The sequence below is a fragment of the Bradyrhizobium sp. 1(2017) genome, from assembly GCF_011602485.2.
GTDB lineage: Bacteria > Pseudomonadota > Alphaproteobacteria > Rhizobiales > Xanthobacteraceae > Bradyrhizobium.
Genome location: NZ_CP050022.2, coordinates 7,428,569 through 7,449,798, shown reverse-complemented (window position 1 = coordinate 7,449,798; position 21,230 = coordinate 7,428,569). Strand labels below are relative to the sequence as shown.

The window sequence follows — 21,230 nt, the reverse complement described above, 5'->3', positions numbered from 1 at the left end:
GGGCGTCATGCCTGAGGCATTCATCTACGACCACGTTCGCACCCCGCGCGGCCGCGGCAAGGCGGACGGCGCGCTGCACGAAGTCACGGCGCTCGCGCTCGCGACCGTGCCGCTGAAGGCGCTGAAGGATCGCAACAACTTGCCTGAGGATTCCGTCGACGACGTCGTGCTCGGCGTGGTCGATCCGGTCGGTGAAGCCGGCAGCGACATCGCGCGCTTTGCCGCGCTGAAGGCCGGCCTCGGCGAAGCCGTGCCCGGCGTGCAGATCAGCCGCTTCTGCGCCTCCGGCCTCGATGCCGTGAACTTTGCCGCCGCGCAAGTGATGAGCGGCCAGCATGAGCTCGTCATCGGCGGCGGCGCCGAATCGATGAGCCGCGTCGGCATCGGCGCATCCGGCGGTGCCTGGCCGATGGATCCCTCGATGGCGGTGCCGGCCTATTTCATGCCGCAGGGCGTGTCGGCCGATCTGATCGCGACCAAATACGGCTTCTCCCGCGACGACGTCGATGCCTATGCGGTGCAGAGCCAGCAGCGCGCGGGCAGGGCCTGGGATGAGGGCCGTTTCAACAAGTCGATCGTGCCGGTCAAGGACATCAACGGCCTCACCATCCTCGCCAAGGACGAGCACATGCGGCCCTCGACGACGATGCAGTCGCTGGCGCAGCTGCAGCCGTCGTTCACGATGATGGCGCAGATGGGCGGCTTCGACGGCGTCGCGGTGCAGTCGCATCCGGAGATCGAGCGCGTCAATTACGTGCACCATGCCGGCAACTCCTCCGGCATCGTCGATGGCGCCGGCGCCGTGCTGCTCGGCAGCAAGGAGGCGGGTGCCAAATACGGCCTGAAGCCGCGCGCAAAGATCCGCGCATTCGCCAATGTCGGCTCGGAGCCGGCGATGATGCTGACCGGTCCGGTCGACGTCACCGAAAAGCTGTTCGCACGTTCCGGCATGAAGAAGTCGGACATCGACCTGTTCGAGCTCAACGAGGCCTTCGCTTCGGTCGTGCTGCGCTACATCCAGGCCTTCGACATCGACAACGCCAAGATCAACGTCAATGGCGGTGCCATCGCGCTCGGCCATCCGCTTGGTGCGACCGGTGCGATGATCCTCGGCACCGTGCTCGACGAGCTCGAGCGTACCAACAAGTCCACCGCCCTGGTCACGCTGTGCATCGGCGGTGGCATGGGCACCGCGACCATCATCGAGCGCGTGTAACTGCGTAGGGTGGGCAAAGCGAAGCGTGCCCACCTCTGCTGTCTTCGCGAATGATGGTGGGCACGGCGCAAGACCGCCTTTGCCCACCCTACGAGATCACAGTCAACCGCCGCGCCTGACAATGGCTGCGGCACCGAGGAGCAACCAACATGTCGTACAAGAACTTCAAGGTTGAGACCGATTCCGACGGCATCGCGCTCGTCACCTGGGACATCCCGGGTCGTTCGATGAACGTGCTCGACGAGACCTCGACCAGCGAGCTCGACGCGATCGTCAAGGCGACCACGGCCGACGCCGCGGTCAAGGGCGTCGTCATCACCTCGGCCAAAGAAGCGTTCTGCGCCGGCGCCGACCTGTCGATGCTCGAAGGCATGAACCAGGCTTACGCGAAGGTTCTCAAGGAGCAGGGCGAGACGGCCGCGAACCAGATGCTGTTCGACCAGAGCCGCCGCTTCTCGCAGGTGCTGCGCTCGATCGAAACATCAGGCAAGCCGTGGGGGGCCGCGATCAACGGCCTCGCGCTCGGCGGCGGCTTCGAGATCACACTGTGCTGCCACTATCGCGTGGCGGCGGAGAATCCCAAGACGCGCCTCGGCCTGCCCGAGGTCAAGGTCGGCCTGTTCCCCGGCGCCGGCGGCACGCAGCGCGTGCCGCGCCTGGTGCCGCCGCAGGACGCCATGACGATCCTGCTCAAGGGCGACCCCGTCACGGTCGAGAAGGCCAAGGCGCTGAACCTGATCCACGCCATCGTTCCCGCCGCCGACCTCATCAAGGCGGCGAAGGACTGGATCAAGGGCGGCGGCAAGGCCGTCGCGCCTTGGGACGAGAAAGGTTTCAAGCTGCCCGGCGGCCCGGTGTTCTCCAAGGCCGGCATGATGATGTTCCCGGCCGGCAACGCGATCTATCGCCGCGAGACCTACGACAATTATCCGGCCGCGCGCGCGATCATGAGCTGCGTCTATGAGGGCCTGCAGCTGCCGATCGACGCGGCGCTGCGCGTCGAGTCGCGCTACTTCACCTCGGTGCTGCGCTCCAAGGAAGCGGCCGCGATGATCCGCAGCCTGTTCCTGTCGATGCAGGAGCTGAACAAGGGCGCGCGCCGTCCGAAGGACGTAGCCCCGACCAAGGTGAAGAAGATCGCCGTGATCGGCGCCGGCTTCATGGGCGCGAGCGTCGGTTACGTCTCGGCCCGCGCCGGCCTCGACGTCGTCCTGATCGATCGGGACCAGGAGAGCGCCGACAAGGGCAAGGCGCATGCGCAGAAGGTGATCGAGGAGCAGATCAAGAAGGGCCGCGCCAAGCCTGGCGATGCCGAAGCCCTGCTCGCGCGCATCACGCCGACGGCGGACTATTCCACGCTGAAGGACGTCGATCTCGTCATCGAGGCCGTGTTCGAGGACCGCAAGGTCAAGGCGGAGACCTTCGCCAAGGCGCAGCAATATCTCAAGCGGGACGTGATCTTCGCCTCCAACACCTCGACGCTGCCGATCACGTCGCTGGCCGAGAGCTTCAAGGACCAGGGCAAGTTCGTCGGCATCCACTTCTTCTCGCCGGTCGAGAAGATGATGCTGGTCGAGATCATCCTCGGCAAGAACACCGGCGATCTCGCGCTGGCGACCGCGCTCGATTACGTCCGCCAGATCGGCAAGACGCCGATCGTGGTGAACGACTCCAGAGGCTTCTTCGCCAACCGCTGCGTCGGCCGCTATGTCGCCGAAGGCAACGAGATGTTCCTCGAAGGCGTGCCGCCGGCGATGATCGAGAACTGCGCCAAGATGGCCGGCATGCCGGTCGGCCCGCTCTCGCTCTCGGATGAAGTCGCGCTCGACCTCGGCCTCAAGATCATGAAGGCGACGGAGGCCGATCTCGGCCCCAACGCCATCAACCCCGATCAGAAGAAGCTGATGGTGGAGATGGTCGAGAAGCAGGGCCGCCTCGGCCGCAAGAACAGCAAGGGCTTCTACGACTATCCCGAGAAGGGCAAAGGCCAGAAGAGCCTGTGGCCGGGGCTGTCGGCGCTTCAGCCGAAGCAGCTCGACCCCGATACGCTCGACATCGAGGAGCTGAAGCAGCGCTTCCTGGTGGTGCAGGCGGTGGAAGCTGCGCGCACGGTGGAGGATCACGTCATCACCGATCCGCGCGAGGCGGATGTCGGCTCGATCCTCGGCTTCGGCTTCGCGCCCTTCACCGGCGGCACGCTGTCCTACATCGACTTCATGGGCACGAAGAAATTCGTCGAGCTCTGCCACAAGCTGGAGGCGAAATACGGCTCGCGCTTCACGCCGCCGAAGCTACTGGAGGAGATGGCGGCGAAGGGCGAGACCTTCTATGGCCGCTTCGCGCCGAAGAAGGCGGCAGCCTGACGGAAACGTCGGGGATACGCAGAAACAAGGGGCCGGATCATCGATCCGGCCTTTTCACTTACGGTCGCCGAATGGCGAGAATGCGCGGCCCGACACCGCATCGTCGGCGAGACTGGCTTTCCATGTGCCTTCGTCGCCACGGCCGATGCGGACCTCGAAGCGCCAGCCATTCTGGTTGGTGAAGGCGATGTCAGCGCCGCCCTTCGCCCTGGCGTAGCTGCAGGGATATTCGGTCGGCCGGTCCGGAAAGACGATCTTGCCTTCCTTGCTCTCGAACACCGCCGAGGTGATCTGCGGGTGGATGATGAAAACGCAATCGCGCTGTGGCGCGACCGGCGTCGACAAGCCAAGCATAGCGAGCGGCGCGCCGGCGGCGGTCATGAGGACGATCATGTTCATGAGGCGACTGTCTCCCGAAGATGTTCCTTTGACGTGATCGCCGATCGAACGGTTCAGCAAGAAAAAGGCCGAATCGTCGATCCGGCCTTCGCTTGTTGCAGCTTGCGAGCGCTTACTTTGCCTGGACCAGCCCTTCCTTCTTCAGCGCTTCCTGCACCTGCGGCCGCGCGGCGACACGGGCCTTGTAGGCGGCAAGGTTCGGCATCGCCGAGAGATCGAACTTCATCCGGTCGCCCCAGGTCAGCATCGTGAAGAGATAGCCGTCGGCGACCGTGAACTGCTGTCCCATGAGGTAGTCGCGGCCGGCGAGCTGGCTGTCGATGTATTTCAGCTTGCCCATGACGCGATCCTTGAAAAAGGCCTTGGCCTCGTCGTTCAGCGCCGGGGCGAACAGCGGGCCGAAGCTCTTGTGCACCTCGGAGGTGAGGAAATTGAGCCATTCGAGCAGCTTGTAACGCTCGGAACTGTCGCGGGCCGGCGCCAGCGCCTTGGCTGAGGCCCGGTCGGCGATCATCTGGACAATCACCGGGCCTTCGGTCACGATCTCTCCGCTGTCGAGGCCCAGCGCCGGGACCTGGCCCTTGGGGTTCAGCTTCAGATAATCCTCACCGTTTTCGAGCTTCTTGGCCCGGATATCGACCTTGACCAGCTCGTAGGGCAGGCCGGCTTCCAGAAGCGCGATGTGGGGGGACAGGGAGCAGGCGCCTGGCGAATAATACAGTTTCATGGAATTTCCTCCTCGTGACGCTTGGTTGGGGCGAAAGAACGACTACATGCACCTGCATGAAATAGTCAAGATTGATGCAGGTGCATCGAGTGAGGTAAAGAGCGGACGACGAGCTTGAGCGGGACCATGAAACGCAAACCATCGACCGAGGCAACTTCGGCCTGGATCCGCTTGATGCGGGTGCAGAGCCGTGTGCTCGACTGCGTCGAGCAGGACCTGAAGAAGGCGGGGTTCCCGCCGCTCGCCTGGTATGACGCGCTGCTCGAACTATCCCGCGCCCCCACCGGCGAGCTGCGGCCGGTGGAACTCGAACGCCAGATGCTGATCCCGCAATACTCGACCTCGCGGCTGATCGACCGCCTGGTCGACGAGGGCCTCGCCTCGCGGCGCGAATGCAAGATCGACAAGCGCGGCCAGTTCGTCGAGATCACGGAAGCCGGCCGCGAGTTGCAGAAGCGGATGTGGGGCGCCTATTCGGCGGCGATCGAGAAATATGTCGGTTCGAAACTGTCGGATGCCGACGCGGTCAAGCTCAGCACCCTGCTCGATCGCCTGGGCTGCTCGTGCGGCGAGATGAAATTGCCGCCCGTCGCCAACGTCAACGAAAGCACACCGTCGCGATGATCGCGCGGCAAACCAGCACGTCCGCGCGCCCGGCGGGTTCGCGGACCATCCCGTCACCCGCGCGTTCGGTCGAAGCGCTTTTGATTAGAGTTTGATATGGCGCGAGACCAGATCGATATGACACCCTTGCAATCGCGCGACGAGCTCGTCGCGTGGTTCGAGGCCGGCTGCAAGCCACCGTCCGAGTGGCGGATGGGCACCGAGCACGAGAAGACGCCGTTCACGCTCGAGGGCCACCGTCCCGTGCCGTACGAGGGCGCGCGTGGCATCGGCGCGCTGCTCGAAGGCATGAAGCTCCTGCTCGGCTGGGAGCCGATCATGGAGCAGGGCAACATCATCGGCCTCTACGACGTCACCGGCGGCGGGGCCATCTCGCTCGAGCCCGGCGGGCAGTTCGAGCTCTCCGGTGCGCCGGTCGAGAACGTGCACCAGACCCAGAGCGAGCTGATGGCGCATCTGGCGCAAGTGCGCGAGATCGCAACTCCGCTCGGCATCGGCTTCCTCGGACTCGGCATGACGCCGTCCTGGTCGCGTGCGGACATACCGGTGATGCCCAAGGGCCGCTACAAGATCATGACCAATTACATGCCGAAGGTCGGTCAATACGGCCTCGACATGATGTATCGGACCTGCACGGTGCAGACCAATCTCGACTTCTCCTCGGAAGCCGACATGGTCAAGAAGTTGCGGGTTTCACTCGCGCTCCAGCCGGTCGCGACGGCGCTGTTCGCCAATTCGCCCTTCACCGAGGGCCAGCCGAACGGCTTCCTCTCCTTCCGCTCCGAGATCTGGCGCGACACCGACAATGCCCGTGCGGGCATGATGCCGTGGGCGTTCGAGGACGGCATGGGCTTCGAGCGCTATGTCGACTACGCGCTCGACGTGCCCATGTATTTCGTCAAGCGCGGCGAGCACTACATCGACGTGTCGGGCTCCTCGTTCCGCGCCTTCTTCGACGGCCGCAACAACAACCTTCCCGGCGAACGGCCGACGCTGTCGGACTGGGCCAACCATCTTTCGACGATCTTCCCGGAAGTCCGGCTCAAGCGCTATCTCGAGATGCGCGGCTCCGACGGTGGGCCGTGGGGCCGCTTGCCGGCGCTGTCGGCGTTCTGGGTCGGGCTGCTCTATGACGATGCTTCGCTCGACGCCGCCTGGGAGATCGTGAAGCACTGGAGCGCGCATGAACGTCAGGCCTTGCGCGACGACGTGCCGCGCTTCGGCTTCAAGTCGCGAATCAAGGATCGCTATCTCTTCGAGATCGCCAAGGAGTGCCTGGTTCTGGCCCATGCCGGCCTGCGCCGGCGTGGCCGGATCGACCAGCTCGGCCGCGACGAGACCCGGCATCTGGAGCCGCTCGATCGCATCATCGATTCCGGCCGGACGCCGGCCGAGGAGATGTTGGACAAGTTTAATGGTCCCTGGAAGGGCTCGGTGGAACCGGCCTACGCGGAATACGCTTTCTAGTCCCATGGGCTAACGACCGGGTCTCGAGCCGTTCATCGCCCATACAGGTTTGCGGCGATCAAATGATCGGCTGAAAAAAACCTGAGCGTCGTCAATAAATCGAAAGCTGTTCCGATGGGGAAGGGCCGCCTGCGCGGGGGCGTCATTGCAAAGGTCTTGATCGCAAAGGTCTTGGCAGGCGTCGTGGCATGCGCCGCGCTGCTTTCGCTCGCGCTCGCGAGTGTGCCGGCGCAGGCCCAGACGGCGTTCGACCGCCCGGGCGGCGATTATTTCAACACGCCGGTCACGTCGGGCGATCCCGAGGATTGTGCGCTGCTGTGCGAGCGCGACCGCCGGTGTCGCTCCTGGAGCTTCAACTATCCCGACGTCGAGGGCGGCTCGGCCGTATGCTGGCTCAAGAACACGGTGCCGGCACGCGTTCCCGGCAGTTGCTGCATCTCCGGTGTGCGCGGCGCAGGCGTGATCGAGCCGCGCATCGAGGGCGTCGAAACGTCGATCGATCGCCCGGGTGGGGATCTGCGCAATTTCGAGCTCAAGAGCGGCGAGGGCGAGGAGGCCTGCAAGGCTGCCTGCACCGCCGACAACAAATGCCGCGCCTTCACCTATGCCCGTCCCGGCTACACCGGACGGGAGGCGCGCTGCTTCCTGAAAAAGGAAATCAAGCCGCCGCGGCGGAAGGCGGGATTTACGTCGGGCGTGGTGCGGTAGGCAAGGAAGCTATCGCAATGACGAGGCGGATGGAGCAGCGGGTCACTCCGCTGCAATCACCGTGATCTCCGGCCACAGCGCCTTCCATCGCGCAGCTTTCGCCTCGTAATTGATGGCGGAAAAGTTCACGGCCCGGTTTGGCCGCACGATCAGTCTCGCGACGTCGTCGAACCCATGCGGCGCATAGACCTCGAAATCACCATCGGCAGGTCGGATGCCCAGTTGCGTATTCTCGGTGAGGAAGCGGTCGATGCCGTCGGTCGAGCGCGTCAACGGTGGATAGGGCAGGCCATGCTTGTCGGGGTACCACAGATGCACGCGCGCCTGGTTGCGGATCTCGATCTTGGCGCCGAGATGGTCGAGCCGCGCCTGCAGCGTGCGGATCACCGCGTCCTCCGCCTCCCAGGAGGTATCAGGATCGAAATAGAAGATGTCATAGTCGGAAATGCCATGGTCGATCGCGCGCTTGGTGATCACGTTCCACACCGTCTGCACCAGGCATCCCGCAACCAGCCACGCATCCGGCAGCCCCAGACGATGGAGCTCCTCGATAATCGCTACATTGACCGGATTCTCGAGCGCAAGTGCGCGGAAGCGATCGCGATCCATCGCGGCCACGACCTACAGGCTGGCGTCGAACGCCGCACGCGCCGCCTTCGAGGCGAGGCCGCGCCAGCGCCGCCGCAGAAGAGGCTCGACGATTGCGCGTTTCGCCTTGGACAGCCGGATCAGCACGATCGGATAATCGGCGTAATGATCGGTGAAATAGAAGATCTTGGGCTGGCTCTCGATCAGCATCGTGCGCTCGTCGATCGGGACATCAGGCATCACCATGCTGTCGCCGTCTTCCTTCAGACGCGCCAGCATCTTCTTGCGCACTTTCAGCGCGGGCGTGCCGTAGGAGGTGCCGACCTCGACCTCCGGCCACGTCAGCGCAAATTTTCTGACGTCGTCGAAGGTCATTTGATCAAGACCTTGGGATCGGTTCAATGCACGGCGGTGAAGAACCGCGCGAGCCTGAAGCCGGAGAGCCAGGTCCACACCGGCTGGCCGCGAATGCCGAGATCCCAGGAGCCGAGCACGGCGTCCGCGCGGCCGACCAGATTGTCAATCGGCAGCAGGCCGACGCCGCCGGAGCGCAGCGGCACGCGGCTGTCGGCGGAATTGTCGCGGTTGTCGCCCAGCACGAAGAGATGGCCCGGCGGCACCGTGACCTCCGGCGTATTGTCGAGCGGGCCGTTCTCGCGCATCTTGAAGATCAGGTGCGAGACGCCATTCGGCAGCGTCTCGACATAGCGGTAGGCGGGCTCGCTGCCGCCATTGTCGTCCTCGGCCGCGCCGACGCCGTCGGGCTTGAGCTCGGCGGGGCGGTCATTGATGAAGAGCTGGCCCTGCCGCATCTGGATGCGGTCGCCGGGCAGACCCACGACGCGCTTGACCCAGGCCTGCGAGCGATCGCCGGGCCAGCGGAACACGACGACGTCGCCGAGCTTCGGCGTCTCCGCGAAGACGCGGCCGGTCTCCGGCAGGTTGATCTGGATCGGCAGCGACGAGGTGCCGTAGCCATAGGGGAATTTCGAGGCGAGCAGCGCATCGCCGATCAGCAGCGTCGGCTCCATCGAGCCCGACGGCACGTAGAACGGCTCGGCGAGCGCGCCCTTGGCAATGAAGACGGCGGCGACGATGCCGGCGAGCTGCATCAGCTGCCCGGCCCACCCGCTGCTCTTCCGCTTGGTGGTGACAGTTGCCTTTTCTTCCACGCTCATGCGCCCGTTCCACCCACTGTAATGCGTTCCATCAGAAGCGACGGCTGGCCGACGCCGACAGGCACGCCCTGGCCGTTCTTGCCGCAGGTTCCGATGCCGGTGTCGAGCGCGAGGTCGTTGCCGATCATGCGGATGCGATGCAGGTCGGTCGGCCCGTTGCCGATCAGCATGGCGCCCTTCAAGGGTGCGCCCAGCTTGCCGTTCTCGATCTTGTAGGCCTCGGTGCACTGGAACACGTATTTGCCCGAGGTGATGTCGACCTGGCCGCCACCGAAATTCGCAGCGAAGACACCGTTCTTCACCGAAGCGAGGATCTCGGCGGGATCGCGGTCGCCCGCGAGCATGTAGGTGTTGGTCATGCGCGGCATCGGCACATGGGCATAGCCCTGGCGGCGGCCGTTGCCGGTCGGTTTCATGTTCATCAAGCGCGCATTCTGGCGGTCCTGCATGTAGCCGACCAGGATGCCGTCCTCGATCAGCACGGTGCGGTTGGTCGGGGTGCCCTCGTCGTCGATCGACAGCGAGCCGCGCCGCGAGGCAATGGTGCCGTCGTCGACGACGGTGACGCCCTTGGCCGCGACCTGCTGGCCCATCAGGCCGGCGAACGCAGACGTTTTCTTGCGGTTGAAGTCACCCTCGAGGCCATGGCCGACCGCTTCATGCAGCATCACACCGGGCCAGCCGGCCCCGAGCACCACATCCATCTCGCCGGCGGGCGCCGGGATCGATTCCAGATTGACCAGGGCCTCGCGCAGCGCGCCGTCGGCGGCGTCGCGCCAGTTCTTGCTTTCGATGAATTCGGCATAGCCGGCGCGGCCGCCATAGCCCTTGCTGCCGCTCTCCTGGCGATCGCCCTGGCCGGCGACGACGGAGACGTTGACGCGCACGAGCGGGCGGATGTCGCGATAGCTCTCGCCGTCCGGCCGCAGGATCTCGACCACCTGCCAGGTCGCGCCCAGGCTGACGCTGACCTGCCGCACCCGCGGATCCTTGTCGCGCAAGTAGGCGTCGATCTCGGCGAGCAGCTTGACCTTGGTCTCGAAGCCCGGCGCGTCGAGCGGATTGTCGTCACTATAGAGCCGCACATTGGTATGCGCCGGCGCGGCGGCAAAGCTGCCGGAATAGCCGCCGCGCACGGCCGCGACGGCATCGGCGGCGCGGATCAGCGCCGGCAGCGAGACGTCGGAGGAATGCGCATAGCCGACCGCATCGTCCTTGACGGCGCGCAGGCCAAAACCCTGCGAGGTGTCGTAGGTCGCCTGCTTCAACCGCCCATTGTCGAACATCAGCGCTTCGGTCTGGCTGTATTCCAGGAACAGCTCGCCGTCGTCGGCACCGGCGAGCCCGCGCGCGACCTCGTTGCGAACCTGGTCGCGATCGAGATTGGCGCGGTCGAGCAGGGAGGTTGTGGCAGGGTTGGTCATGCGTCCGTCCATTGTCGGAAGATGTAGGGCAAGATAATGGTTTCGGACCGGTTCCGCGAGGGCGCCAGGCCTCACATTACGGAAACAATAGGGATCGCTCACCCGCAGTGACTGCCCTAGGGCAGCTTGTCATAGCCCTCGCCGAGCCCGTTCAGGCTGAGCGGGAAGCCGATGCCTTCTTCCGGGGTCTCGAAGATGATGAAGGTCGCGGTCTTGGCGTTGCGGAGCTGGCCGAGCAGCTTGTCGTCCATCACGACCTCGGCAACGCAGCCGTTGGGCAGGCAGCGAACGAAGCCGGCGCGACCGACGTCCTGGTTGTCGAGCTTGAGGCCCAGCCCGGAGGGCAGGAGCACGCCGAGGGGAGCGACCACCCGCATCAGGCGGCTCTTCTGGTCGGCGGTCTTGAGCACGATCACGGTCAGGCCGGCATTGGAGCGGTCCTCCGCCACCACGCTCTGGATCAGGGCGCATTGCTCGCTCTGGGCGCCCGGCGGGGTGTCACAGCGGATCTGCCAGTCGCCATGAACCGAGCGCACCGCGCCCTGCGCATGGGCAAGGCCGGGCAGCGCCAGGACGGCGATCGCCGCCAGCAGGGCGGCCAGCATCCTGGGGCCGCCAGTCCGCCTTGCCATGCATCTCGAAAGCCCCATCGGGTCGGTCCCTCTGCTCGCTGGGTCGCTCGCACCTGGCGGACTGATACGGGAATGACGGCGTCTTGAAGGCAATTCCCAAGCAAATTCCGCGCCGCCGCGCATCACCGTCGCCCGCACGAATCAGGTTCCTGCGCGGCTGTCTGCCAGTGCCTACCGCGGGCAATTCCGCTGTCAAGCCGCAGCATGCCGGGGAACGGTATTTTTGTCTGATGTTACTAGGAAATATCTTGCGGGTGATGCCGGGCAGATGAGCCCCAAGACTGCATTGCGATAGATCAAGAATTATGGTTTGAGAGGCTTGATTTCGGCGTTCTAGCGATCTGGCCCCAGTCCCTCTTAGAGGTATTCTTGCGCGGCGGTTTGTCAGAGGGGCGGATCGAATAAGCGTTTCCCGCAAAATCAGGGGAATGCACTTGGGGTGATTTCGTAAGGGGAGCGCGAACGGCATGAGGATGTCGATGGGCCGGATGGGCCGGCAGTTGCTGGGATTGGCCGTGGCGGGTCTGACGCTGGCGACGGGCGGCGTGGCCTCCGCGGAGCTCGGGCAACCCAGGCCTTGGGAGTGGACGCTTCAGGAGTCCGGCTCGCCGGTGATGGACAACATCGTCTGGTTCCACAACTTCCTGTTCGTGCTGATCACCCTGATCACGCTGTTCGTTCTCGCGCTGCTCGTGATCGTGGTCGTCAAGTTCAATGCGAAGGCCAATCCGGTGCCGTCGCGGACCACCCACCACACGCTGATCGAGGTGGTGTGGACCCTGGTTCCGGTGCTGATTCTGGTCGGCATCGCGGTGCCGTCGTTCCGCCTGCTGTTCCTCGAGCTCGACATCCCCAAGGCGGACCTGACCATCAAGGCGACGGGCAAGCAGTGGTACTGGTCCTATGCCTATCCTGACAACGGCAAGTTCGAGTTCGACTCGCTGATGGCCCAGGACAAGCAGCCCCGCCTGCTCGGCGTCGACAACGAGATGGTGGTGCCGGTCAACAAGGTGGTTCGGGTCCAGGTCACGGGCGCGGACGTCATCCACGCCTTCGCGCTGCCGGCTTTCGGCGTCAAGATCGACGCCATTCCGGGTCGGCTGAACGAGACTTGGTTCAAGGCCACCAAGACCGGCATGTATTACGGCCAGTGCTCGGAATTGTGCGGCAAGGATCATGCCTTCATGCCGATCGCGATCCGCGTGGTCGACGACCAGGAGTTCGCCTCCTGGGTCGAGACGGCGAAGAAGAAGTTTGCGAGCGGCGGCACCAGCACCTACGCCTCCGCGGCCGGCCCGACGCAGTAAGCGCCGGGCAGAGGCTCTGGGGACTGGAAGCGACATGAAGGGCGGGACCGCATCAGGTCCGAACGGGACGCAAGGCAGGATTTGAAAATGGCAACGAGCGCAGCGGCACACGGCGATCACGCGCAAGACCACGGACATGACGAGCACGCCCATCCGACCGGATGGCGGCGCTACGTCTATTCGACCAATCACAAGGACATCGGCACGATGTACCTGATCTTCGCGGTCATCGCCGGCGTCATCGGCGCCGCGATGTCGATCGCGATCCGGGCCGAGCTGATGTATCCGGGCGTGCAGATCTTCCACGAGACGCACACCTATAACGTGTTCGTGACCTCTCACGGCCTGATCATGATCTTCTTCATGGTCATGCCGGCGATGATCGGCGGGTTCGGCAACTGGTTCGTGCCGTTGATGATCGGCGCGCCCGACATGGCGTTCCCGCGCATGAACAACATCTCGTTCTGGCTGCTGCCGGCCTCCTTCGCGCTGCTCCTGATGTCGACCTTCGTCGAGGGCGAGCCGGGCGCCAACGGCGTCGGCGCCGGCTGGACCATGTACGTGCCGCTGTCGAGCTCCGGTCACCCGGGCCCGGCCGTCGACTTCGCGATCCTGTCGCTGCATCTGGCGGGCGCCTCGTCGATCCTCGGCGCCATCAACTTCATCACCACGATCTTCAACATGCGCGCGCCGGGCATGACCCTGCACAAGATGCCGCTGTTCGTGTGGTCGATCCTGGTGACGGTGTTCCTGCTGCTGCTGTCGCTGCCGGTGCTCGCCGGTGCGATCACCATGCTGCTGACCGACCGCAATTTCCACACGACGTTCTTCGCGCCCGAGGGCGGCGGCGATCCCGTGCTGTTCCAGCATCTGTTCTGGTTCTTCGGTCACCCCGAGGTCTACATCCTGATCCTGCCTGCCTTCGGCATGGTCAGCCAGATCGTCTCGACCTTCTCGCGCAAGCCCGTGTTCGGCTATCTCGGCATGGCCTACGCCATGGTCGCCATCGGCGGCATCGGCTTCGTGGTGTGGGCGCACCACATGTACACGGTCGGCATGTCCTCGGCGACGCAGGCCTATTTCGTCGCGGCGACGATGGTGATCGCGGTTCCGACCGGCGTGAAGATCTTCTCGTGGATCGCCACAATGTGGGGCGGCTCGATCGAGTTCCGTGCGCCGATGATCTGGGCGGTGGGCTTCATCTTCCTGTTCACGGTCGGCGGCGTCACCGGCGTCGTGCTGGCGAACGCGGGCGTCGACCGCGTGCTGCAGGAGACCTACTACGTCGTCGCGCACTTCCACTACGTGCTGTCGCTTGGCGCGGTGTTCGGGATCTTTGCCGGCTGGTACTACTGGTTCCCGAAGATGTCGGGCTACATGTACAATGAAGGCCTCGCCAAAGCGCACTTCTGGGTCACCTTCATCGGCGTCAACCTGGTGTTCTTCCCGCAGCACTTCCTCGGCCTGTCGGGCATGCCGCGCCGCTACGTCGATTATCCCGACGCGTTCGCGGGCTGGAACCTGATCTCGTCGCTGGGCTCCTACATCTCGGGCTTTGGCGTCCTGATCTTCCTCTATTGCGTGGTCGACGCCTTCATGAAGAAGGTGCCGGCGGGCGACAATCCGTGGGGTGCAGGCGCGACCACGCTGGAGTGGACGTTGCCCTCGCCGCCGCCGTTCCACCAGTTCGAAGTGCTGCCCCGCGTGCAGTAAGCCATCAGCCGCGGCGCCCGTGACGGGCGCCGCGGATCTATCACGAAGCGAGTTGAATTAAGTGTCCGTCCTCGACCACAACGCCATCGACATCAATCCCCGCATCTCCGAAGCGGAGGTCGGCGATTACATCGCGCTGCTCAAGCCGCGAGTGATGTCGCTGGTGATCTTCACCGCACTGGTCGGGATGGCGATGGCGCCCGGGAATTTCCACTGGGTGCTGGCGATCACCTCGCTGCTCTGCATCGCGGTCGGTGCGGGCGCCTCCGGCGCGCTCAACATGGCGCTCGAGGGCGACATCGACGCCAAGATGTCGCGCACCGCGAACCGGCCGATTCCGCGCGGCCGCATCACCCGCGGCGAGGCGATGGCATTCGGCCTGACGCTCGCCTTCTTCTCGGTGATGACGCTCGGCATCCTCGTCAACTGGATCGCGGGCGCGCTGCTCGCCTTCACCATCTTCTTCTACGTCGTGATCTACACGATGTGGCTGAAGCGCTGGACTGCGCAGAACATCGTGATCGGCGGCGCCGCCGGCGCGCTGCCGCCGGTGGTGGCCTGGGCCGCGGTGACAGGCACGGTCGACGTCGAGCCGCTTTTGCTGTTCGCCATCATCTTCTTCTGGACGCCGCCGCACTTCTGGGCGCTGGCGCTGTTCCGCTCCGACGACTATGCCCGCGCCGGCATTCCGATGCTGCCCAACGTCGCTGGTCCAGATGCGACGCGACTCCAGATCCTGCTCTATACCATCGTGTTGATCGCGGTCGCCGCCGCGCCCTGGGCGCTCGGCTATTTCGATGCCGTCTATGGCATCGTCTCGCTGATCCTCGGCGCGGGCATGCTGGTGCTCGCGATCAACGTCTATGTGCGCCGCGAGCGCAGCCAGTCGCTGCGTGCGACCCGCAAGCTGTTTGCCTTCTCCATCCTTTATCTGTTCGCGCTGTTCGCGACTCTGCTGGCCGAGGTCGTGTTCCGGGCGCTTGCTCCGATGGCATGGGGCGCATGAGGCAGGGATGGCCGACAAACCCGAGCCAGATGGAATCGTCCTCACCGAGGCGCAAAAGAGGAGCCGTCGTCAGCGCTCCGTCGCCATTGCATTGGCGCTCGGCGTGCTCGTGCTGCTGTTCTTCGCCGTCACCATGGTCAAGGGACCGGCGGTGCTAGTCCGGCCGATGTAGGAAACATGGATCACGAGCCGACCATATCGCGGGACGTCAGCGCCAAGCCGGCCAATCGTCAGTCGGCCAAGGGCCGCGGGCTGGGTCGCGATGTGGTGGTCGCTTCCATCTGCGGCGGCGTGGTGGCGCTGATGGTCGGCGCGTCCTACGCGGCGGTGCCGTTCTACAATTGGTTCTGCCGCGCCACCGGCTTCAACGGCACGACCCAGGTCGCGACGTCGGCACCAGCCACCGGCCCGATCGCGCGCAAGATCTCGGTGCGCTTCGATTCCAACATCGCGCCCGGCCTGCCCTGGAAGTTCGAGCCGGAGCAGAACGAGATCGAGGTCAATATCGGTCAGGTCACGACCGTCTACTACACCGTGACCAACCAGGCTGCGCGGACCACATCAGGCCAGGCCGCCTATAACGTCGCGCCGCTGACGGTCGGGTCGTACTTCCAGAAGATCAACTGCTTCTGCTTCACCGAGCAGACCATGGCGCCGGGCGAAAAGCGTGAGATGCCGGTCGTGTTCTACGTCGATCCGTCGATCGCCGACGATCACGAGAACGACGGGCTGAACACGATCACGCTGTCCTACACCTTCTATCCGGTGAAGGATCCCGTGGTGAAGCCGCTGGCATCGGGCGAGGACGACAAACGCAAGGGAAATCTCTGATCGCCGGGCTCACGCCCGGACGGTTGGACGCAAGGGGATAAGTGCCTCACAGGCACGGGATTGAGGAGAGAGACCGCAATGGCAACGGCGCACACCAAGCATCACGACTACCATCTGGTCGATCCCTCTCCGTGGCCGGCCGTCGGCTCGCTCTCGGCCTTCATCATGGCGGTCGGCGCGATCGCCTGGATGCACCACATGTTCTCGGCCGCGCCGATCGTGTTCGGCGTCGGCACCGTCGGCGTGCTCTACACCATGGCGAGCTGGTGGGCCGACGTGATCAAGGAAGCCCAGTACAAGGGCGACCACACCCGCGTCGTGCAGTTGCATCACCGTTACGGCATGATCCTGTTCATCGCCTCGGAGGTGATGTTCTTCGTGGCCTGGTTCTGGGCCTATTTCAACGCCGCGCTGTTTCCGGCCGATGCCGTCCATGCCACCCGCGACGCGGTGTTCGGCTGTGGCCTCGGCACCCAGGCCGGCGCCTGCGCCGTTCCCGGCACCTGGCCGCCGAAGGGCATCGAGACCTTCGACCCCTGGCACCTGCCGCTCCTGAACACGCTCATCCTGCTCACCTCGGGCACCACGGTGACCTGGGCGCATCACGCCCTGCTCGAGAACGATCGCCAGGGTCTGAAGTACGGCCTGATCCTCACCGTCGTGCTGGGCGCGCTCTTCACCTGCGTGCAGGCCTATGAGTACAGCCACGCGGCGTTCTCCTTCGGCGGCAATGTCTACGGCGCGACCTTCTTCATGGCCACCGGCTTCCATGGCTTCCACGTGCTGGTCGGCACCATCTTCCTGCTGGTCTGCCTGTTCCGCGCCTATGCCGGCCACTTCACGCCGAAGCAGCACCTCGGCTTCGAGTTCGCCGCCTGGTACTGGCACTTCGTCGACGTGGTCTGGCTGTTCCTGTTCCTCTGCATCTACGTCTGGGGACACGGCGCCGAGACCATGGCCCACGGCGCGCACTGAGCTTCGCGAAGCAGATCATCAGGAAGGGCGGCCGCAGGGCCGCCCTTTCGCTTTGCGGCCGCCGGAAGCATTGGCGGAAACTGTGATAGAGTTTGTCATCATGAACGACGCCGCCGGCCCATCCGGGTCCGAAACCACTGTCATGCAAAGCGCGCTGCGCGGACTCGCCTGCAAATGCCCGCGCTGCGGCGAGGGCAAGCTCTATGCGGGCTTCCTGACGCTCGCGCCTCGCTGCGACCGCTGCGATCTCGACTACGCTTTCATCGATACGGGCGACGGCCCGGCGATCTTCATCATCATGCTGGCCGGTGCGATCGTGGTCGGCTGCGCGCTCGTTGTCGAGGTCAAGTATCAACCGCCGTTCTGGCTGCATGCGGTGCTCTGGCTGCCGCTGATCCTCGCCACCACGCTACTGCCGCTGCGCGCGATGAAGTCGCTGCTGATCGCGCTGCAATTCCATCACAAGGCGGCCCCGGGCCGGCTCATCGACCGCGCGAAATGAACAGGACCGTACGCAAGCCTCGCGTGGCCGGCTTTGCGCTGTTCACGCTGTTCCTGACGGCCGTCTTCGTCGCGCTCGGCGTCTGGCAATTGCAGCGCCGGACAGCCAAGCACGAGCTGATCGCGGCGCTGACCGAGCGTCTGGCGAAGGCTCCCGTCGCGCTGCCGCCGTCGTCGCAATGGGCGGCTCTGAATCCCGCCCGCGATGAATTCCGCCGCGTCAGCTTCACCGCAATCTACGCAGCCCTGCCCGATGCGATGGTCTATTCCTCCGGCTCGGCCGTGCGCAAGGACGCCTCCGGCCCCGGCACCTGGGCGTTCCTGCCGGCGCGGCTTCCGAGCGGCGAGATGGTCGTGATCGATGCCGGCTTCGTCGAGAACACGATGCAGGATCGCAGCGTCGAGGACCGCGCGGTGAAGAAGCTCGTCACGGGACAGCCGGTCGCGCTCACCGGCTATCTCCGCTTTCCCGAGCTTCCGGGCTGGCTGACGCCGACGGAGAACCGCGACAAGCGGCTCTGGTTCGTGCGCGATCACCCGGGCATCGCGAGCGCGCTCGGCTGGGGCACGGTTGCGCCGTTCTACGTCGATCTCGAGCAGCCGGTGCCCGAGAACGGGATTCCGCGCCCCGGTCCGCTCGACGTGCACCTGAAAGACGATCACCTGCAATACGCCATCACCTGGTTCACGCTCGCAGGCGCCGTGTTGATCGCTTTTGCAGTGTGGGTGCGAGGGCGGCGGCAAAGCGGAACGCCTCCGTAGATACCCCGAGGGAACCCGGTATCGCCCGGGCTTTACCGTTCAGCGCACATTCACGAGGGTGGTCCTAAGCCGCGATCGATTGTCTGCGGCAGAGGATTGCGGCGTGAGCGATTTTGATCAGATGGGACTTGTCATCGATTGGGTGGACGCCTGCCGGCAGGGCGACCTCGCGCTGCTGCTCGGCCTCTATGCCGAGGACGCGGAACTCGAATGCACCTGCAACGGCCAGCGTCGCTATCACGGCCGGAGCGAGCTGGAAGCCTATTGGCAGCCGCGGCTCAGCACTTTCTCGTCGGTGGGTTTCGGGCTGGAGGAGATCCATCCCGCGCCTCATGGCGTCGATCTCGAATATTCCGTTGCCGGCGCGCTGCGCATTCGCGCGGCGTTTCGCTTCAGCTCGGAAGGCAAGATCCTCAGCACGGTATGCGAGCCGGCCCGACAGAACGCGCATCACGGCTGCCTATGCTAGCCGGATGAGGCTGCGTCCCGGGTCGTCTCGACCGGCAAACGACATCGCACGTAAGTCCGTTGATCCGCGCGCAGCAGTGACAGTGAGCCGCTGAGCGCGCGCACGCGCTCATGCATGCCGGTCAGGCCTCGGCCGAAGACGTTGCCCGCGGGAAAGCCGCCGCCATCGTCGGCGATCTCGATGACGAGAGTGCCCTCGACGACCACCGCCTGCACCTGCACATGATTGGCCTCGGCATGGCGCAGCACGTTGGTCAGCGCTTCCTGTATCAGGCGATAGACGGTCTGGGCCAGCGGCCCGTCGATGCCGTCGAGCCTGGGATCGATCGTGTCCGTCAGGCCGACATGAGGTGCCTGCTTGCGAAAGTTCCGGAGCAGCGTCTGCACGCTGGTCGGAAGGCCCAGTTCCTCGATATAGAGCGGTCGCAGCCGGTCGAGGATTCGGCGGTTGGTTTGTTGGAGCGCCTCGACCGATTGCAGCACGTCCTGCGCCGAACTGCCGAGATTTCCCGCAGGACGCGTGATCTCGATCAACGCGATCGTGCCGGCGCGGATGCTGAACAGAAGCGGGCCGAGCTCGTCATGCAGCTCGCGGGCGAGGTCGCGCCGCTCGTCGTCCTGGAGCGACACCAGGCGGTGCATCAGGTCGCGATTGTCCTGACTGAGTTGCGCCAATGTCGCAGCCAGCGCATTGGCTTCCTCGCAGCTTTTCCGGATCTCCGGCGGTCCTGCGACCGGGATCGGCTTTGTGTAGTCGCCGCGCCGCATCCGCGTGAGACCTTCGCCGAGATGTTGCAGGGGGCGCAAGGCCGAACCAGCGAAGACATAGGCAACGATGCCGGTGAGCACCATCAGGACGGCGACCAGGCTGGTCAGCGCGAGGAAGCCGATCCACTTCTCGAACAGGTCGGCCGACAGGTCCGACAGGAACACGATATCGCCGACATGTCTGCCGTCGATGACGACCGGAGACGCCGCTTCCATCTCCGGCAGAGTGATGAGGTTGACGAACCATTGCGGAACCGCCTTCAGGTTGCGCAAGGCATCCTTCGGAGAGGGTGGGGGGGCTCCCTCCATGGGACGAAATTGGATATCTGTGGAGGCGTCCAGGGACCGAACGAACGCATCAAGCGTTTCTCGGGGATTGTCCGATGCGCGCAGAGCGTCGTTGAGCGCGGCGGTGATCGTCCCGATCGAACGTCGAGCCGGCTCGTGCTCGTCAGCCAGCTGATGGGTTGAGAATATCTGCAGCAATATGCCGCCCAGGATCAGCGCGGCGAGAAGGCTCGCGCCGAGCGGAAGAAACAGTTGCGTTCTGAACGAAAGCCGATGCCACATTAGGTCAATTCTAACGCGCATCGGCGGGATTTTCTCTTTCCATTTATTCCCGCCGGTCTATGAGTCGAAAAACAGAGAGCGCGCGATGCAAGATACCGCCAAGCCCGCAACCAGGGTCCTGATCGTCGACGACCATCCTGTGGTGCTGTCCGGCTGCCGCACCCTGTTCGCCTCCGACCATTCGATCCGTATCGACGAGGCGACCGACGCCAAATCCGGGCATCGCGCCTATGTCAGCAAGCGGCCCGACGTGACCGTGATCGACATCAGCCTGCCCGATGTCTCCGGCTTCGAGCTGATGCGGCGCATCCGCAAGGACGACCCGGACGCCAAGATCATCATGTTCAGCATGAACGACGACCCCGCCTTCGTGGTGCGGGCGGTCGAGCTCGGGGCGCAGGGCTATGTCTCCAAGGGCGACGATCCCAGGATCCTGCTGAAGGCAGTACGCAAGGTGGTCGCGGGCGACAATTTCATCTCGCCGCAGCTTGCGGAAGCCGTGACGTTTTCCGGCGCGGCGATCAAGGCCAATCCGGCCTCGCAGATGACACCGCGGGAGCTCGAGATTCTTCGCCTGCTCGGACGCGGCGACAAGATCGTCGAGGTCGCCGAGGCGCTGGGCATCTCCTACAAGACCGTCGCGAACACCACGTCCCTGCTCAAGCAGAAATTAGGAGCCAAGAACCATTCCGACCTGATCCGGATCGCCGTGGAGATCGGGATGAACTGACCGCCGCCGGTGACCGAACCGGCTGCTCCAGGATGCAGCGGGTTCGGTCGACGGATCGGCGTCGCCATCGGCCGGGCAATGCATGGACGATGGGCGGCGCCATCCGCAGACCCCAATCGGTCGCCAGGGCATTTCGTTCCTCGCGGCGCTGATATTTCGGGAAGAAGCGGCAATATGAAGCGTGCCATGGCTTGCGGACGCGAAAGAAGCGCTGACCGGGCCGGGAAGAACAGGAACATTTTTGCTCGCCTGCCGTTTTGGCTCTTGACGATC

Annotated in this window: 23 protein-coding genes; 15 read left to right on the top strand and 8 right to left on the bottom strand. The window is 64.7% G+C overall.

Translation table 11 applies throughout. From position 1 onward, the window contains the following. Positions 1–7 precede the first annotated feature (7 nt). Both HAP40_RS35315 and HAP40_RS35310 read left to right on the top strand, forming a co-directional pair. Positions 8–1,216: an acetyl-CoA C-acetyltransferase gene (locus HAP40_RS35315; protein WP_166812599.1), complete on the top strand. Its 1,209-nt coding sequence runs from the start codon at positions 8–10 to the stop codon at positions 1,214–1,216. Positions 1,217–1,365: 149 nt separating this feature from the next. Beyond that, positions 1,366–3,579: an FAD-dependent oxidoreductase gene (locus tag HAP40_RS35310; protein WP_166812601.1), complete on the top strand. Its 2,214-nt coding sequence runs from the start codon at positions 1,366–1,368 to the stop codon at positions 3,577–3,579. A gap of 54 nt (positions 3,580–3,633) precedes the next feature. Here the strand turns inward: HAP40_RS35310 and HAP40_RS35305 are convergent, their stop codons facing one another. Together HAP40_RS35305 and gstA are read right to left on the bottom strand one after the other, a co-directional pair. Next, positions 3,634–3,978 (bottom strand): hypothetical protein, encoded by a 345-nt coding sequence (locus HAP40_RS35305; protein ID WP_166812603.1) that lies wholly within the window; start codon positions 3,976–3,978, stop codon positions 3,634–3,636. A 112-nt stretch (positions 3,979–4,090) separates the two neighbouring features. Next, complete coding sequence (gene gstA, locus HAP40_RS35300) at positions 4,091–4,705, bottom strand: glutathione transferase GstA (protein ID WP_166812605.1); 615 nt, start codon at positions 4,703–4,705, stop codon at positions 4,091–4,093. A gap of 126 nt (positions 4,706–4,831) precedes the next feature. On the opposite strand from gstA, the gene HAP40_RS35295 reads away from it, so the two are divergent. From HAP40_RS35295 to HAP40_RS35285, 3 genes are all read left to right on the top strand, one after another. Further along, a complete protein-coding gene (locus HAP40_RS35295) occupies positions 4,832–5,329 on the top strand; it encodes a MarR family winged helix-turn-helix transcriptional regulator (protein WP_166812607.1) in 498 nt (165 codons plus the stop codon). A gap of 96 nt (positions 5,330–5,425) precedes the next feature. Next, entirely contained in the window at positions 5,426–6,796 is a 1,371-nt protein-coding gene (locus HAP40_RS35290) for a glutamate--cysteine ligase (protein WP_166812609.1), read from the top strand. A gap of 114 nt (positions 6,797–6,910) precedes the next feature. Further along, positions 6,911–7,504, top strand: a complete 594-nt coding sequence (locus HAP40_RS35285; protein ID WP_166812611.1) for a PAN domain-containing protein — start codon at positions 6,911–6,913, stop codon at positions 7,502–7,504. A gap of 42 nt (positions 7,505–7,546) precedes the next feature. Here the strand turns inward: HAP40_RS35285 and HAP40_RS35280 are convergent, their stop codons facing one another. The 5 genes from HAP40_RS35280 to HAP40_RS35260 form a co-directional block, all read right to left on the bottom strand. Beyond that, positions 7,547–8,113 (bottom strand): nucleotidyltransferase family protein, encoded by a 567-nt coding sequence (locus tag HAP40_RS35280; RefSeq protein WP_166812613.1) that lies wholly within the window; start codon positions 8,111–8,113, stop codon positions 7,547–7,549. 12 nt (positions 8,114–8,125) lie between these two features. Further along, the gene (locus HAP40_RS35275; protein WP_166812615.1) at positions 8,126–8,467 is read right to left on the bottom strand and encodes an MmcQ/YjbR family DNA-binding protein; all 342 of its coding nucleotides are present in this window, start codon (positions 8,465–8,467) and stop codon (positions 8,126–8,128) included. 23 nt (positions 8,468–8,490) lie between these two features. Next, on the bottom strand, positions 8,491–9,270 hold the full coding sequence (gene lepB, locus HAP40_RS35270; RefSeq protein WP_166812617.1) for a signal peptidase I: 780 nt from the start codon (positions 9,268–9,270) through the stop codon (positions 8,491–8,493). Beyond that, entirely contained in the window at positions 9,267–10,694 is a 1,428-nt protein-coding gene (gene tldD / locus HAP40_RS35265; RefSeq protein ID WP_166812619.1) for a metalloprotease TldD, read from the bottom strand. Before tldD ends, lepB begins: the two co-directional genes overlap by 4 nt. Before the next feature lie 116 nt (positions 10,695–10,810). Continuing rightward, a complete protein-coding gene (locus tag HAP40_RS35260; protein ID WP_166812621.1) occupies positions 10,811–11,344 on the bottom strand; it encodes an invasion associated locus B family protein in 534 nt (177 codons plus the stop codon). Between the two features lie 449 nt (positions 11,345–11,793). Here HAP40_RS35260 and coxB point away from each other — a divergent pair, with 449 nt between their 5' ends. The 9 genes from coxB (at position 11,794) to HAP40_RS35215 (ending at position 18,890) form a co-directional block, all read left to right on the top strand. Next, positions 11,794–12,633, top strand: a complete 840-nt coding sequence (gene coxB, locus HAP40_RS35255; protein WP_166812623.1) for a cytochrome c oxidase subunit II — start codon at positions 11,794–11,796, stop codon at positions 12,631–12,633. A gap of 87 nt (positions 12,634–12,720) precedes the next feature. Further along, positions 12,721–14,346: a cytochrome c oxidase subunit I gene (gene ctaD / locus HAP40_RS35250; RefSeq protein WP_166812625.1), complete on the top strand. Its 1,626-nt coding sequence runs from the start codon at positions 12,721–12,723 to the stop codon at positions 14,344–14,346. A gap of 61 nt (positions 14,347–14,407) precedes the next feature. Beyond that, on the top strand, positions 14,408–15,352 hold the full coding sequence (locus tag HAP40_RS35245) for a heme o synthase (RefSeq protein WP_166812627.1): 945 nt from the start codon (positions 14,408–14,410) through the stop codon (positions 15,350–15,352). A 7-nt stretch (positions 15,353–15,359) separates the two neighbouring features. Continuing rightward, entirely contained in the window at positions 15,360–15,524 is a 165-nt protein-coding gene (locus HAP40_RS35240; RefSeq protein WP_166812629.1) for a CoxF protein, read from the top strand. A gap of 5 nt (positions 15,525–15,529) precedes the next feature. Continuing rightward, entirely contained in the window at positions 15,530–16,183 is a 654-nt protein-coding gene (locus tag HAP40_RS35235; RefSeq protein WP_166812631.1) for a cytochrome c oxidase assembly protein, read from the top strand. A gap of 78 nt (positions 16,184–16,261) precedes the next feature. Continuing rightward, positions 16,262–17,158 carry a cytochrome c oxidase subunit 3 gene (locus HAP40_RS35230; protein ID WP_166812633.1) on the top strand — a complete coding sequence of 299 codons (897 nt, stop codon included), beginning with the start codon at positions 16,262–16,264 and terminating at the stop codon, positions 17,156–17,158. A 100-nt stretch (positions 17,159–17,258) separates the two neighbouring features. After that, positions 17,259–17,660 (top strand): DUF983 domain-containing protein, encoded by a 402-nt coding sequence (locus HAP40_RS35225; RefSeq protein ID WP_166812635.1) that lies wholly within the window; start codon positions 17,259–17,261, stop codon positions 17,658–17,660. Continuing rightward, positions 17,657–18,421: an SURF1 family protein gene (locus HAP40_RS35220; RefSeq protein WP_166812637.1), complete on the top strand. Its 765-nt coding sequence runs from the start codon at positions 17,657–17,659 to the stop codon at positions 18,419–18,421. The genes HAP40_RS35225 and HAP40_RS35220 overlap by 4 nt, the downstream gene beginning before the upstream one ends. 103 nt (positions 18,422–18,524) lie before the next feature. Then, positions 18,525–18,890 (top strand): nuclear transport factor 2 family protein, encoded by a 366-nt coding sequence (locus tag HAP40_RS35215; RefSeq protein ID WP_166812641.1) that lies wholly within the window; start codon positions 18,525–18,527, stop codon positions 18,888–18,890. Here the strand turns inward: HAP40_RS35215 and HAP40_RS35210 are convergent. Further along, complete coding sequence (locus HAP40_RS35210) at positions 18,887–20,227, bottom strand: histidine kinase (RefSeq protein WP_166812643.1); 1,341 nt, start codon at positions 20,225–20,227, stop codon at positions 18,887–18,889. The two genes, HAP40_RS35215 and HAP40_RS35210, sit on opposite strands and share 4 nt — an antisense overlap. A gap of 85 nt (positions 20,228–20,312) precedes the next feature. On the opposite strand from HAP40_RS35210, the gene HAP40_RS35205 reads away from it, so the two are divergent. Beyond that, on the top strand, positions 20,313–20,957 hold the full coding sequence (locus HAP40_RS35205) for a response regulator transcription factor (protein ID WP_008541266.1): 645 nt from the start codon (positions 20,313–20,315) through the stop codon (positions 20,955–20,957). Positions 20,958–21,230: the final 273 nt, after the last annotated feature.

Bases quoted from the DNA above. Each gene is read 5' to 3' on its own strand.
- HAP40_RS35225 (WP_166812635.1), top strand. From the start codon at position 17,259: ATGAACGACGCCGCCGGCCCATCCGGGTCCGAAACCACTGTCATGCAA.
- HAP40_RS35305 (WP_166812603.1), bottom strand. From the start codon at position 3,978: ATGAACATGATCGTCCTCATGACCGCCGCCGGCGCGCCGCTCGCTATG.
- HAP40_RS35290 (WP_166812609.1), top strand. From the start codon at position 5,426: ATGGCGCGAGACCAGATCGATATGACACCCTTGCAATCGCGCGACGAG.
- HAP40_RS35220 (WP_166812637.1), top strand. From the start codon at position 17,657: ATGAACAGGACCGTACGCAAGCCTCGCGTGGCCGGCTTTGCGCTGTTC.
- HAP40_RS35260 (WP_166812621.1), bottom strand. From the start codon at position 11,344: ATGGGGCTTTCGAGATGCATGGCAAGGCGGACTGGCGGCCCCAGGATG.
- HAP40_RS35315 (WP_166812599.1), top strand. From the start codon at position 8: ATGCCTGAGGCATTCATCTACGACCACGTTCGCACCCCGCGCGGCCGC.
- coxB (WP_166812623.1), top strand. From the start codon at position 11,794: ATGAGGATGTCGATGGGCCGGATGGGCCGGCAGTTGCTGGGATTGGCC.
- gstA (WP_166812605.1), bottom strand. From the start codon at position 4,705: ATGAAACTGTATTATTCGCCAGGCGCCTGCTCCCTGTCCCCCCACATC.
- HAP40_RS35230 (WP_166812633.1), top strand. From the start codon at position 16,262: ATGGCAACGGCGCACACCAAGCATCACGACTACCATCTGGTCGATCCC.
- HAP40_RS35235 (WP_166812631.1), top strand. From the start codon at position 15,530: ATGGATCACGAGCCGACCATATCGCGGGACGTCAGCGCCAAGCCGGCC.
- HAP40_RS35210 (WP_166812643.1), bottom strand. From the start codon at position 20,227: ATGTGGCATCGGCTTTCGTTCAGAACGCAACTGTTTCTTCCGCTCGGC.
- ctaD (WP_166812625.1), top strand. From the start codon at position 12,721: ATGGCAACGAGCGCAGCGGCACACGGCGATCACGCGCAAGACCACGGA.
- tldD (WP_166812619.1), bottom strand. From the start codon at position 10,694: ATGACCAACCCTGCCACAACCTCCCTGCTCGACCGCGCCAATCTCGAT.
- HAP40_RS35240 (WP_166812629.1), top strand. From the start codon at position 15,360: ATGGCCGACAAACCCGAGCCAGATGGAATCGTCCTCACCGAGGCGCAA.
- HAP40_RS35275 (WP_166812615.1), bottom strand. From the start codon at position 8,467: ATGACCTTCGACGACGTCAGAAAATTTGCGCTGACGTGGCCGGAGGTC.
- HAP40_RS35205 (WP_008541266.1), top strand. From the start codon at position 20,313: ATGCAAGATACCGCCAAGCCCGCAACCAGGGTCCTGATCGTCGACGAC.
- HAP40_RS35280 (WP_166812613.1), bottom strand. From the start codon at position 8,113: ATGGATCGCGATCGCTTCCGCGCACTTGCGCTCGAGAATCCGGTCAAT.
- HAP40_RS35295 (WP_166812607.1), top strand. From the start codon at position 4,832: ATGAAACGCAAACCATCGACCGAGGCAACTTCGGCCTGGATCCGCTTG.
- HAP40_RS35285 (WP_166812611.1), top strand. From the start codon at position 6,911: ATGGGGAAGGGCCGCCTGCGCGGGGGCGTCATTGCAAAGGTCTTGATC.
- HAP40_RS35310 (WP_166812601.1), top strand. From the start codon at position 1,366: ATGTCGTACAAGAACTTCAAGGTTGAGACCGATTCCGACGGCATCGCG.
- lepB (WP_166812617.1), bottom strand. From the start codon at position 9,270: ATGAGCGTGGAAGAAAAGGCAACTGTCACCACCAAGCGGAAGAGCAGC.